The organism is Candidatus Peregrinibacteria bacterium (assembly GCA_030700255.1).
Lineage (GTDB): Bacteria > Patescibacteriota > Gracilibacteria > UBA1369 > JABINC01 > JABINC01.
In genome coordinates, this window is sequence record JAUYJN010000042.1 from 18,582 (window position 1) to 32,719 (window position 14,138).

The 14,138-nt window shown below is 36.4% G+C and carries 11 protein-coding genes and 1 tRNA gene; 7 read left to right on the top strand and 5 right to left on the bottom strand.

Going from position 1 to position 14,138, the window contains the following annotated elements:
* Nucleotides 1-14: 14 nt before the first annotated feature.
* Nucleotides 15-1,559, bottom strand: a complete 1,545-nt coding sequence (locus tag Q8P68_05330) for a 7TM domain-containing protein (protein ID MDP4008584.1) — start codon at nucleotides 1,557-1,559, stop codon at nucleotides 15-17.
* 175 nt (nucleotides 1,560-1,734) lie between these two features.
* Between Q8P68_05330 and Q8P68_05335 the strand changes: the two genes are divergently transcribed.
* From Q8P68_05335 to cysS, 3 genes are all read left to right on the top strand, one after another.
* Complete coding sequence (locus tag Q8P68_05335; GenBank protein MDP4008585.1) at nucleotides 1,735-3,852, top strand: hypothetical protein; 2,118 nt, start codon at nucleotides 1,735-1,737, stop codon at nucleotides 3,850-3,852.
* Between the two features lie 77 nt (nucleotides 3,853-3,929).
* The gene (locus Q8P68_05340) at nucleotides 3,930-4,184 is read left to right on the top strand and encodes a YggT family protein (protein ID MDP4008586.1); all 255 of its coding nucleotides are present in this window, start codon (nucleotides 3,930-3,932) and stop codon (nucleotides 4,182-4,184) included.
* A gap of 7 nt (nucleotides 4,185-4,191) precedes the next feature.
* Nucleotides 4,192-5,577 carry a cysteine--tRNA ligase gene (cysS, locus tag Q8P68_05345; GenBank protein ID MDP4008587.1) on the top strand — a complete coding sequence of 462 codons (1,386 nt, stop codon included), beginning with the start codon at nucleotides 4,192-4,194 and terminating at the stop codon, nucleotides 5,575-5,577.
* Nucleotides 5,578-5,647: 70 nt separating this feature from the next.
* Here cysS and Q8P68_05350 read toward each other — a convergent pair whose 3' ends face one another.
* Complete coding sequence (locus tag Q8P68_05350; GenBank protein ID MDP4008588.1) at nucleotides 5,648-6,949, bottom strand: cyanophycin synthetase; 1,302 nt, start codon at nucleotides 6,947-6,949, stop codon at nucleotides 5,648-5,650.
* 113 nt (nucleotides 6,950-7,062) lie between these two features.
* Between Q8P68_05350 and Q8P68_05355 the strand changes: the two genes are divergently transcribed.
* Nucleotides 7,063-7,479, top strand: a complete 417-nt coding sequence (locus Q8P68_05355) for a hypothetical protein (GenBank protein MDP4008589.1) — start codon at nucleotides 7,063-7,065, stop codon at nucleotides 7,477-7,479.
* Nucleotides 7,480-7,485: 6 nt separating this feature from the next.
* Here Q8P68_05355 and Q8P68_05360 read toward each other — a convergent pair.
* Nucleotides 7,486-7,562 (bottom strand) — tRNA-Met (locus Q8P68_05360).
* A gap of 123 nt (nucleotides 7,563-7,685) precedes the next feature.
* Between Q8P68_05360 and trmB the strand changes: the two genes are divergently transcribed.
* The gene (gene trmB, locus Q8P68_05365; protein ID MDP4008590.1) at nucleotides 7,686-8,363 is read left to right on the top strand and encodes a tRNA (guanosine(46)-N7)-methyltransferase TrmB; all 678 of its coding nucleotides are present in this window, start codon (nucleotides 7,686-7,688) and stop codon (nucleotides 8,361-8,363) included.
* Between the two features lie 46 nt (nucleotides 8,364-8,409).
* Entirely contained in the window at nucleotides 8,410-10,563 is a 2,154-nt protein-coding gene (locus tag Q8P68_05370) for an LPXTG cell wall anchor domain-containing protein (GenBank protein ID MDP4008591.1), read from the top strand.
* On the opposite strand, the gene Q8P68_05375 is transcribed toward Q8P68_05370, so the two are convergent.
* Nucleotides 10,547-12,220, bottom strand: coding sequence for a hypothetical protein (locus tag Q8P68_05375; GenBank protein ID MDP4008592.1), 1,674 nt, complete (start codon nucleotides 12,218-12,220; stop codon nucleotides 10,547-10,549). The genes Q8P68_05370 and Q8P68_05375 overlap by 17 nt on opposite strands.
* Nucleotides 12,221-12,253: 33 nt before the next feature.
* Entirely contained in the window at nucleotides 12,254-12,829 is a 576-nt protein-coding gene (locus Q8P68_05380) for a sigma-70 family RNA polymerase sigma factor (GenBank protein MDP4008593.1), read from the bottom strand.
* A gap of 266 nt (nucleotides 12,830-13,095) precedes the next feature.
* On the opposite strand from Q8P68_05380, the gene Q8P68_05385 reads away from it, so the two are divergent.
* Nucleotides 13,096-14,103, top strand: coding sequence for a TMEM43 family protein (locus Q8P68_05385; GenBank protein MDP4008594.1), 1,008 nt, complete (start codon nucleotides 13,096-13,098; stop codon nucleotides 14,101-14,103).
* Nucleotides 14,104-14,138: the final 35 nt, after the last annotated feature.

Here is a 14,138-nt window from a genome sequence, read left to right on the forward strand (position 1 = left end):
AACAATATTTATAATTATTCTTCTTCAGCATAATGAGTGAAAACCTCTCTGAATCGAATATATTCGATAAGCCGAAGCCCCTTCCAACGTCCAAGAAAGAAATTTACAAAAAGCAGAGCAAATACAATTTCTGGGAATGCAAGCATCATAGTCCTAACATATGCGCTATCTGCCACGAAATACGCAAGCACAGAAACCGATAAAACTTCAAAAATAACCTGTGTCGCAACTTTCATACCTTTTTCGCTGACAAGACTGACACACCTTTCAACTACATTTATAAGCAAAAACATTGGGAAGATCGAAATCGCGATAATATTTGAAACATTGAAATAAGTCGTAAGCACCAATAAAAACAAAATCAACAAACTTATAACAATCATTACAATACTCATACGTGGGATATACATCATCCTATACCTCTTCATAAATCTACGCGTAAGCAATGAGACGACGAGGATAGTAAGTAAGATCATAAGTCCAAACCATATATCAAGTGCAATAAATGAAATCGCAAGCATCGATGGCGTATATACTCCAAGCGTATCAAACCCAATCACCTGCTTCATAAAAGAAACAACTGTAACGATCACTGACAAAATCAATATAAGCTTAATCGTATTACTGGGAACACCATTATTTATCATATAATTAATAAAATATGACATAAAACGATGGATCTTAAACTTAGTTTTAGTATCTATAACTTCATATCCAACGCCTCGAGCATCCAACGTTTCAGTCAAAGTCCCCCTGTCTTCTGAACTCAAATCAAGCGATTCAAGCAGTGGGTAACGAGCCTCCGGATAAGTAATAATTATATACTTGGGACGAGTATTATCAAAAGTACCTTGAGCTATATTCTCAAGACCCCGAAGATTACTATTTGTGACAAACACTATAGTTTTATTTGAAAAATCAATAATTGTTGAAGGTAAAGTATTGCGCAAAGCAGAAAGAAGTGTCGCCCCAAGCGAACCTTCCGTCCAAAACATTATAGTATCCGCATCTTTGATCTGCTGTTGACCATCAGAAAGTTTTACAAGCAATTCTTCCTCTATAAGGAACTCAGAAACACCACCATCTGAACGAAAATTATTTACGAATGTATTTTGCTCTCTTGCTGATTTCATAAAACCATTGATCATCTCCTCTCTCACAGATGAATCACTTACAAGCAAAATATTATTGTTATAAACGAAAATCTGCTTGGTTAATTCAGCTTCTTGATCTTCTCCGGAGATAATCAGATGCACCTCATAGAGACCGGGCTTAGAATAATTATGAGCAACTTCTGGGCCAAATTCATTTGAACCATCTCCAAAGCTCCATTTGAATACATAGTCATCAAGCTTAGGCTGTGGCACAGAATTACGTGCGTCAAGAATCAACTTGCGCCCTACTCCAACAGTATCTACAGAATTAATCTGAATTTCTATTATGGAGTCAGGGAGTGAATCAGGCTCAACGCTTTCATCTGCAAAAACAGGACTAATAGATGTAAAAACCATCAAGGTGGCGAGGGACACTAAGAGCGATCTTTTTAAAGATAAGAGCATGCGATTTGGATATTAGATTTTGTCCGTTGGATTCTAGCAAACTTAAACTAACTTATCAATTTCTACTTCATCTTGACGTAACGCCAATTTCATATCGTGATAGAACCACACTCTTTGAAAGAATTGCAACTAAGTGCTATAATGAATTGAAAATAAAAACAAATCACAAAAAGATATGAAAAAGTTACTTAGCAGTATAGTCGCAATAGTTATGATAGTTGGGTTGGGTGTCAGCCCTGTTTTTGCAAAAACAAAAAGCCCGGTAACAGTAAAATGCAACGACACAATTGCCGGATATGATACGGATATTGAAATAAACACTTTAAAAAACACAGAGATCAATTTAATGCTATCGACTCCAAGCGGAGGAAAAGTATACCTACAAGAAAAAAGCAATGATGCGGGAAGTCTCGCAACGAGCGTAGCGGATTATCATTTACAGAGATCAGGTGATTATACGATTTCAGCAAAATTTGCAGAACAAAACGAGGATTTTGGAAATAAATGTTCATTTACAGTTTATCCTGGGGATTTATCAGTAAATAAATCTTTATTAACAGTTAATAGAAAAACGGCAGAAGCCGGAATCTTTGAAAACATAATAGCAGAAGTGAAATTGGTTGATAATTTTGGCAACCCTATAAAAGGACATTCAATTGAACTTTTATCTAGCCGCAGTGAAGACGACATCCAACTATTATCACAATTACCTTATACAGATGATAATGGAGCTATCGCATTCCTTGTCAATTCAGAGAAAAGCGGCATGAGTACTCTCTCCGCAATAGACACCTCTGACAATATAACGCTAGATGCCAGAACAAAAATAGCATTTATTGCGCCGGATGACATAAAAGCTATTGGAGGTAGTGACCTCTCATATGACAATTACTTCGAAGATGCTAGCATATTTTTATCCAGTATTACCGATATAGGAGAAGTTTATGAACTTATCATAGAACTAAAAGATGAGAATGGAGATAACGATATGAATGGAGAAATCAAAAAAAATCTAAGTGCATCAATAAGTGTATCCGCAGTAGACGAACTTGGTAATGTCGTTCCAAACTACACAGGTACAATAAGATTTTCTGCAACAGATGAAAATGCAAGCTTACCTGAGGATTACACATTCACAAACGAAGACTTAGGGGTTCACGATTTCGCACTTGGAGTAACTTTTAAAATAGAAGGCACTCAAATTTTAAGCGTAAACGACATAGACAGTTTCGCAGTAAAAGGCGAAGTGGAATTTGAAATAACGCCAACTGAATTACTTCCTGTAGTTGGAGTAAGTAAAGAAGTTAACTTAACTTCACCCTCTACAGGGTCTTATAATTCGAATGAAGTAAAGATAAGTGGATCCGCTGCTCCAAACACAAAATTACAAATAACAGATAATGATTTAGTTCTTCAAGAAATCACTTCCGACAATGATGGAGGATTTGATATTACATTACAAAACGTAGAAGATGGTGACCATTTGTTCTTTGTAACAAGTGTAGATGCAACTGACAAGATGATAGGACGATCAAGCAAAGTGACAGTGACAATAGATACGGTTGCACCTATGATTGAAGCCTTTGAAATAGATCAAAAAGATGCGGTACAAATTGATTCTGACATCAATGCGAAACTTAACTCGGAAGCAAACTTAGGATCAGCTTCATTGATAGTAGAAGATAGAATAATCAAATTAACTGAAAATATTGATATGCCTGGTGAATACACAGGTATGTTCAAAGCTCCATCAAAAGGTGGTGAATATGAAATAGATCTTGTGCTCAAAGACAACATTGGAAATGAAGGGAATTTCCCTAAACATATTATACTTCAAGTTGTGGAAGATGAAATTCTCATACCATCGCAAGTCGTAGAGATTGATACTGTAGGATCAGACCAACGTGTAACTCTAACATGGGCCAGCGCAGAGGATGACACATACATTACAAATTACAAAATATCATATGGGCCTGACCCGGAGGATCTTACATTTGAAGCAACTACATTTGATTCGAGTACTACATGGTACATACCTTACCTGGCAAATGGAGAACCAAATTACTTTGGTATACAAGCTATCGACTCAGATGGCAATCCAGGTCCAATAAGCGACCTTATAGTGGCGCAAGCCATAGAACCCGCTCCTGAGCTCGGGGCCAGCTTAGAAGACCCGGTCGTCCTCGAAGAACTCCCTGCGAGAACTCCGGAAACAGGTCCGGAAATTTGGTTTATACTCTTAAGCTCACTTCTACTTGTAGACATCTTTTACAGAAGAAGAAAAAACGCTTAAAAAATAAAAGTATTTAATCTCGACTTAAGTTGTCCCCATCGCTAAAATACGATAGCGTATTTTATAATGATGTGGAATTGAACCCTATACTTACATTCATCAACGTACTTCTAAAACTACTCTCAGTTGCAATAATTATACGAGTGATTTTCTCATGGATAAAAATAAATAAAACCAGTCCATTTTATCTTTTTATAAGAGATGTAACTGAACCAATCATGGGGTTTTTCAAAAAATACATACCGCCAATCGGCATGATTGATATATCTCCAATCGTTGCTATATTTGCAATCGACTTACTGATCATGATCGTCAATTCAATGATGTATTAATTTTACAATGCAGATACACAACACATTAACAAAGAAAAAAGAAGACTTCATACCTGTAAATGAAAGTAATATTGGTATGTACCTCTGTGGCCCTACAGTTTATGATTTCGCACATTTAGGACATGGGCGGAGCGCAGTCGCGTTCGACGTTATACGTCGATACTTCATGTACAGAAACTATAAAGTGAAATTTGTTTCAAATTACACTGATATAGATGACAAAATGATAAACCGTGCAAATGAAGATGGGATCTCAGTAAAAGAATTATCAGAAAAAATAATCCCACATTACGCCGAAGATTATGGGAAATTAAATATCCTTCCATCGGATGTAAGTCCAAAGGCAACTGATTTTATTGAAGAAATGATCGATATAATAAGGGCTCTGGAAGAAAAAGGTATTACATACAAACTCGAAGATGGAATTTACTATGACATTGCAAAAGATTCCGAATACGGGAAATTATCAGGACAGAAATTAGAAGACCTACGAGCTGGTGCACGAGTTGAAGAAAGAACAGACAAACATAATCATCAGGACTTCGTACTGTGGAAATTTGAAAAACCTGGAGAACCTGGTTGGGAAAGTAAATGGGGCAAGGGTCGTCCGGGCTGGCATATAGAGTGCAGTGCCATGAGTATGAAACTACTCGGCGAGACTTTTGACATACATGCCGGAGGACTGGATCTAACGTTTCCTCATCATGAATGTGAAATAGCCCAAAGCGAACTTGCAACAGGGAAACAATATGCTAAATACTGGATGCACAATGGTTTCATACAAATAGATAATGAAAAAATGAGCAAAAGTCTCGGCAATTTCTTCACACTCAAAGATATTTTCAGAAAATATAATCCATTTGCCGTAAGGTTATTTCTAATCTCTACACATTACAGAAGCCCGATAAATTTTTCTGACGTTCAGCTCGAGCAGGCGGTACAAACATTACAACGCTTAAACGATTTCGTATTCAATTTAAAAACATACGAATCAAACTCTGAAAACAATGCAAACGTAAATAAACTCATCAAATCAGCAAAGGAAGAATTCGAAAAATCTATGGATGACGACTTCGAAGTACCATCAGCTCTCGCAACAATATTTTCTCTAATCAAAGAAATAAATATATTCATGGCTGAAAAAAACATGTCAGTACAAAACGCTATGGAAGTATTGCAAATAATAAAAGAATTTGACGGGGTACTAGGTATTGTCGAAGAAAAGCAAGGTGAGGAGCTAATAGACCTTGAAGTAGATGCTATGATCCAAATGCGTGAAACAGCAAGGAAAGAAAAAAACTATACAGAGGCTGATCGTATTCGTGATGAATTAGCAGAAAAAGGTATCGAACTTATAGACACTCCGGACGGAGTAAAGTGGCGCAAATCATAATAAAAAAATCTTGCTTTACAATTTTTTTAGCTGATGTAGTGTTCGACGTAAGACAGCATTTAATTCTAACTTACTTAAGTAGTAAGTCACAAATTTGAGTAACATTTCCAGCTCCCATAATCACACAAATGTCATTATGCGTTAGTATTCTTTTTAGAATATTTGCAGTATTATCTAACCCTTCACCATTTACAGCACGATCAATACCCTCGTATTCATTAATTGCTTGAACAAATTCATCAACGTCCACTTCATCTATATCTTCCTTTGCATCACGCACCTCATATATATCGGGGATAATCACATAATAAGCAGCTTGTAACGACTCAACAAATTCATCAAAAAATGAAATCATTCTAGAATACTGATGAGGTTGGAAAACACATACAATCTTTTTATGAGGAAACTCATGCTTTAAAGCGCTCAGAGTTACCGTAACCTCTGTTGGATGATGTCCATAATCATCATAAACTTTCGCACCATTAAAATCCCCCTTATATTCAAGTCTTCTCCATGTGCCTTCAAATTTCTCAAGTGATTTTATCGCATCTTCTTCTTTTACACCCAGTGATTTAGCGGCAAAAATAGCATGCCATGCATTATACTGATTATGCTTACCAATCACCTTCAGGTTCAAAGGTGCATTGTTCAAAAAAGAAACTATCTCTTTATGCCCTTCATATCCTTCGATTACATCAAGACTCGGTGCATCATCACCATTTGCGATAACAACCCCACCCTTCTTCACATTTTCCAAATACTCTTTAAATGCCCTAAAATAATTATCCTCTGTCACATAATGGTCCAAATGATCCGGCTCAATATTTGTAATTACAAGAACATCCGGGTGGTAATGTAAAAAAGATTCCTTATATTCACAGGATTCCAACAAAAACAAATTCGACTTACCGATACGGTAATTTTTGCCATCAAGCTCAGGTACACGAGTACCAACGATAATATTTGGATCCAACCCTGCATCTATTAAAATCCTTGAAAGCATAGAGGTAGTTGTTGATTTACCATGCGTACCACTAACACAAATCAATTTAAATCCATCAGTCAGACGACCAACAGCTTCAGGGTAAGTCAAAACAGGTATCTTTAAATCAAGAGACTTTTTAAGTTCTTCATTATCTATAGATATAGCATGGGAAGCTATCACCAAATCAATACCCTTCTTTATATTTTTCTCAGATTGTTCTCCCAAAAATTTCACTTTAGATGGTATGTCATTACTTTGTACAGTATCGCTACCTGTCACTTTACAACCTTTATCAAGAAGAAAAGCGCTCAATGCACTCATACCAATGCCGGAAACCCCAACCATATGTATATGCCGCCCTTTATAAAAAAACTCTTTCTTTTTCATGAATGCAAAATTTAAGAAATCAAGTTGAATTCTACCAAACAAATACAAAAAAACTAGATAAATAAAATGACTTGTAGTAAATTCAAATACGCAAATTCACAAAAAACATTTCAATGTCGATACGCGGTGCCTCACAAGAATCAAATACGATAATGGCAATCATAATTGTCGGTTTTTGCATGATCGCTTACATGCTTTATGGATTGACCCTTTCAATTTACAGAAACTACAGTATCAACACGCATATAGAGAAATACGAACAAGATAATTTGAAAATTCAAAATGAATTAGAAAAAAAGATAAAAAGTTATGAATACTACACCTCACTCGAATACAAAGATAAAATCGCCAAACAAAATCTAAATCGTATAAATCCTGGCGAAGAAGTGATCGTTATTCCACCTTCAGCAAAAATAGAAGTATTTGAACTGGATGATTTAAACACTGAAAAAACTACCAGACTCAATAAATTATCCAACCCTGGCAGATGGTGGGCATTTTTCTTCACGGAAAATCCATTTAAGTACTAAAACATATGGTAGCAGGAGGCGGACTTGAACCGCCGACCCCGGGCTTATGAGTCCCGTGCTCTAACCACCTGAGCTACCCTGCCACATTATTATGTACCCTCAAAGAAAGCCTTAAATCTAAAGGCTCGCCTATTTTAGGAATTTCTAAGATTGATTGCAAGCTGTTTTAACCATACAATCACGAAGTACACTAAATAAATATACATATGAGACCGCGAAGACGTTCAAAACTCGAAGCAAAAAAAGAAATTTTCAATTATCCGGAGAAAATCTTAATAGATAATTCAACTTACGATAACAATCTTCGATTACAGCTAAAAAATGACCTACAAGCCCTTATTCAACAACGTACCAAGGATAAAAAAACACGTATATGCGTAGAAGTTGGAATTGGTAATGGCGAATTTCTAAATGAAATAGCCCTGAGAGAACCGGAAACAACATTTATTGGAATAGAAGTAAAAGAAGAAAGAATCTTGGATGCTTTGGATGAAGCCACTATAAAAAACATAGAAAACACAACAATAATCAGAATGTCAGTCGAATTTCTAGATCAAATCTTTAATGAACAACAAATTGATACAGTATTTATGAATTTCCCCGACCCTTGGCCAAAAAAAAGACATACAAAAAACCGTATGACCACCGCTAAATTCATAAAAATATATGAAAAAATTCTTAAAAAAAATGGTCAATTTATCCTAAAAACAGATAATGAGAATATGTATAGATACACGTTAGAGCAATTGGAGAACAGTAAAATAGAAATCATGTCTACCAACGAAAACCTAGAAGACGATGAAAACAACATCCCAACTCAATTTGAAAAAAGATATCGAAGTGAAGGTAAACCAATCTTTCAAATCATTGCAAAAAAACAATGAATGTGCTAGAATTACACGATAAATTAAATGCAAAACAAACAAAACCATGAAAATAAAAAATATTTTTAAGAAGATTGCGAGTTTCTCAACCCTTACGCTATTGATCGTGAGCTTAGCTAGTCCTATAAATTTAGCAGCAGCAGAAGATGACGCCTTACTTCAACTATATAGAGATCAAGCCAAAGAATATGAAGGAAATGACTTACGCGCAATACTTACGGCAAGTGCAAACGTACTGCATAAGACCGGTCAAGACCCTTCTTGCCAAAACTTTACTAGATACATGGGCAAACCATCATTTAATAGTCCAGAAGCATTCACAGCAGAAGCATTCACAATGGAATTCAAAAAAATGATGGACTTCAGTCCTGAATGTATGAAGTTCATAAACAAAAACCTTAGCTTAGTTGGTTCCAAACTATATGGACCTGGGCAAATTATCGACTCTTTTAATTACGCAGCTATAGCAATCCAAAATCACCCGGGTGCAAAATTTATTGATTCCAATGCCCCACAAAAAGAAGTGGCGGTAGAACCAGAAGTTGTACCTAAAATAATAAAAGAAGATATGAAACCGGAAGTTGTACCTGAAGTAATAAAAGAAGATATGAAACCGGAAGTTATATATGAAGTCATCGAAGAGCCGGGAGAAGAACCTACAGAAAACACAGTAATTTACGAACCAATCGTTGAAGAGGGATCAACTACTACGAAACAACCAAGTGAAGAACCATATGTCATTGATGATGATGATAACGACGACAATAATAACAATAGACTACCTGACTTCTTTGAAGCTGCATATAATTTAGAGGTAGATAATTTAGGGGAAGTGGTAGAGCTGGCGAATTTGGATTCTGATGGAGACGGACTTACAAATAAAGAGGAATATTTATATGGTACAGACCCAACAGAACCTGATTCTGATTTTGATGGTATCTCTGATAAGGATGAAAGACGCGCAGGTACAGACCCATCTAATGATGATTCTGATGGAGACGGACTTTTAGATGGTGATGAAAATCCCAACCATAATGGTTCTATTGATCCCGGTGAAACAGACCCAAATAACTGGGATACGGATAAAAATGGTATGTCTGACTTCGTACAGAAAAAATTAGGTATACCGGCTGGTACTACAATTTCAAGTAAGAATAATGCGGAAGCTTTTTTCACGAAAGAAACGGGGATTGTAATAGAGACTGGATATCAAGATACAGATCTTGATGGTATCGCAGATGCTGTCGAACTAATAAAAGGTACAGACCCAACAACCAACAATTCATTTAACAATGGATTCTCAGATGGCGAAGTTATTTTTGATTATCGAAACACCCTCAGTCAAAGAAAAAGAAGGCTTAGAGCCGGTGAATTAATTAGAAGTACAAAAAAAGCACGTATAATCAATATCAAAAATGGAGAGGTCATACTGGACAAAACGCCATTGATCAAAGGAAACGCCCCTGAACATTCAACAGTTGTTTTCTACTACAGAGACCAAATAACCGGAGTTGCGATAGAAATGGGTGAAGTAATAGCGACCGGTGGAAATAAATTCATATTCGAACCGGCGTACGAATTGCCACTAGGTAGACAGAGAATCTCAGCACGTGTTTTCAACAACAATAGAATGTCGATAGACTACATCGCTCCGATCGAAATAACAATTGTCGATGAAGCAGTATACACAGAAATTGCCAAAGCTCCAACTGTTGAAAGTATAAACGAGATAACTTTAGATAGCAATGCTGAATTAGAAAAAACCCTAGAACTAACTCCGGAACAACGTGCAGCAAAAATAGAGAAACTCAAATTACAATATTATGAAAAAGGTCAAAAAAATACCATAAGAGGTTATGCAAACCCCGGAAGTATTGTTGAAGTATATTGGCAAAGTCTTATCGTTTCATCAGCTGTAATGACAGATGCGGAAGGTTACTTCGAAGTATCTCCTCCGGATAGTGCGGTATTCGAGCCGGGAGACCACACTGTATGGCTATATTCAGTTGATCCGAACACAGAGATAAAAAGTAATGATACTACATTTGAATTCTCAATAAGCGAAGGTACAGTGGCTACAATCTTAAAATTAGATGGTAACCAAAACGTAATACTATTATTAATAGGATTACTGATACTAGTCGGAGGAGCAACGTTTATAGTTAAACGCAAAAATAAGATACCTACTCCACTTTCTTAAATTCACTCTTAGGCGGAGTAGGTACAAACACTCGATCAGTTGGATTCAATTCTTCAGTCTGTTGTTGCATACGAAGTTGAAATCTACGATTAGCCAGATCATCCTGCATAGTTTCTCTATTTTCAAGAAGCTCCATATAAGATGGGGTTTTGGTTGCATTAATTTCCACACCATCCAAGGGCTTATCCATTGGTTCAGCCATATAGGGTTCAGGAATAGAATGATCTATTAAATCAACAACACCATCCACTGGGACGGGAACATCTGAGATAGGTACGTCCAAATGCTTATCAATAAGGTCGTCTTTTGGTAAATCGATAACGTGTGGATCTGACACAGGAATAACCTTCTCTAAAGGAGTAATCACATCAACATATGGTGCCTCTATGATCTTTAGCGCCTCATCACCATCGAAACGCCCTTCAGTCGGTGGAGCCGTTTTTGGTTGTTCATCATCTTTGAGCAAATCATAGAAAACATTCTCTAAATAAGCATCACGTACCAAAGTCTTATGACCGGGAGCAACTTTAGGCAATTCCATAGTCTCAATGGTACCCGGCATTCCAACCAAAGTAGGTGCAACTATCGTTGGAAGTTCATGCTCTATTGTCGGCTGTGCAATATCAGACATTATAGCGGCAACCTCAGGCTCGACTACAGGAAGGGCTAGTTCTTTTCTATCCCAAGCAAAATAAGATTCTTTATCAGATAAATCGTTATATTCACGTACAAGATCATCAATATCCGTATCGACAAATTCAGACATCTTTTTATTAAATTCTTTATTCTGCACAAATACTACGTATTCACTTGGCTTTTTAACTTTGTGCTCTATAGCTTGGAGCTCACGATATTCAATCGTTTCAACGTCATTTCTTGCAATCATAGACCTGTTCACATCATCTGCGAATTTTTGTTTACGGATTTTGCTTACAGGAGCGAAATCTCTAAAAGATAGCTCGTTTATAAACACTTTTCCATCAAAATTCTCCTCATAAGCTATACGAACAAGTCCGTTTTCTTCTTCTGTAAATGTAACATCATCTTTAGTCATAATATCTTTCCATTCATCTTGAGGATCAGCGAGATCGGCAAGTACGAGAGAGTTCAAAATCGAAGTCAACTCATCAGCCCTATCTGTCGCAACGTTATCAACAAAAGCAGCCTCTGCCATCATTTCAACAACAGGCTTTACATCTTCTTTTACATATAACACGCCATCATGCATAACAAAATTTTCAACTGTGTTTCCTTCTTGAGAAACATTTACCTGTAAATTCCCATCTTTATCACGAAGAACCTCTACATCAAGAGTATAACCATTAACAGTATGTATTGTATGAACTTTCACACCATCTTTAAGATCACTATTATGTTTTTCAACTTGTTTAAGATAAGCATAAGCCGTCATCGGCTTATTAACATATTCATAAGATATAAATACTGCCAAAACCAAAATCGCCATAATAGGCGTAAATACCAGCTTATTGAAATTGAAGAATGACTTCTTCTCTGGAGCCTGCGCCCTAAAGTCTTCTTCAATACCATATTGAGCATGATATTCTTGCATAAGTTTTCTCTTCAATTCCAATTTGAATTTTGAAGCGTCATATTCATATGCTTTCATCTGGCCTAATTTTGTCTTTGCGTCATTCATATTTTTTTGAACAATTTTTTAGTACAAGTAATTTTATTGTGTTTCACCTTTCATCCATCTATTCAGCTTATTAAGAGAACGATTCATACGTACTTTTATGGTTCCTTCTCTCAAATTTAGTATTTCACTGATTTCAGAGAACTTTCTATTTTCGAAATATCTTAATGTAATTATTGATTGATCGATATCTTTGAGTTTTTTAACGTATTCCATCATAAGTGTGAATTCAACCTTATTTTGCTTTTCTTCTTCCCATTGCTTCATATCTTCATCTGCAGTTTCAAAACTAACAGGCTCCATACTTGGTAAAAAGAAACCTATTGAAATAAAACTCTTCTTCCTAAAATGTTGATTGATTTGATTTGTAGCTATACGGTATATCCAAGAAGAAAACCGAACTTCTGTAACTTTATATTTTGGCAAATAATGCAAAATCTTCATAAAAGTTTCAGACGTAAGGTCAGCCGCAAGCTCAATATCTCCTGTACGTTTCAAAATATAGTGGAAAACCATATTAAAATAACGTTCATATAGAGTGCCAAACCCCTCTTCAGAAGTTTTAGCTGACTCTATCAAAAGTTCTTCCTGTTCTTTTGTTAATTCTTCCATACAAAGCCGATAATACCACGTTAAACTAAAAAAGAAATATATTTTATTCTCAATTTACGGAGAAACACGATGTGTAAAGGATCATTTGTGTACGACATTCAAATACGAGTACAGCACAAAAGTTACACTTTTTCATAACAATAAAATAAATAAGAATTTCATTTGACTTTTAGTTGAACACAAAATATAATCAACTATGCTGTAAAACAGCTTGGCAACAAGCTAAATCACAAAAAAAACCAAAATACAAATTAACCCAAAATGCTATGCAGCAAAACTTTGGAATGGGAACGCCACCTGGAGGTGGGCGCGTGGTCTCTGAACGCGTACTCGGATCTAGCAATCCTATAGCACGTTATTTTAGAAACCTTATGAAGTCTGTTGGAGGTGTTGTCCTTGGACTCATCCTCTTTTTCGGATCGTTCGGTGTAATGTGGTTTTCAGAAAACTTCACAGAACACTCAAAAGTAGTTGAAGCGGTCCCTATGAGTGAGGCTTCAGCATTAGTTGAAGGGACTGTAAAGTTCGAAGGGCCAATAAATGTACAAGACTATGCGATCGTAGCACCAACTGGTGGAGACGCCCTTTATTACAGTTATTTGGATGAAAGATGTGAAATGGAAACGTACAATGAAACAAAGGTTGTACAAAGAGACGGTCAAGATGTTGAACAAACTATAGAAAAAGAAAGAAACGTATGGAAAGGAGAACCTCTGGAAGAATGGGCTACTTTTACAGTAGGAGGTATCAAAGTAAATCCAAGTGCTGCTATGAACAAGCTACAACTTACTGAATTATCAAAAGAAGGTAATTTCAACTCAGGAGAATGTGTAGTTGGAACTTATCGTCACAAAACTATGGGTTTCGTACCAAGTGATGCAACTACCCTACTCGTTGTCGGTGACTACTTAGGAGATAGTGTATCAAGCGGAAGTACTTTTATCGTTACTGACCTTGGTAATGACGCTTTACTTGCTAAATTACAAGGTGAAGAGAGTACCTTATTCTGGATACTAAAAGCCGCTGCCGCACTTATGTTCGCAGCAGGACTAACACTTATAGTATCTCCGGTACTTATGCTACTCAATGTACTTCCGGGACTTGGAAAGGCTTTGCAAGCCGTAGTATTCTTCGTATCATTGATACTTGGAATAGTTGTAGTACTACTGGCAACTATAATTCTTAAATTCTGGTGGCTAATCCTACTACTACTTTTAGGATTCGGAATCTATGCATGGAAGAAAAAGAAAGACGCCGGACCAGTCAAAAAATAACCGAGCCCCTACTGCTCAAATCACCCAAAATAAAA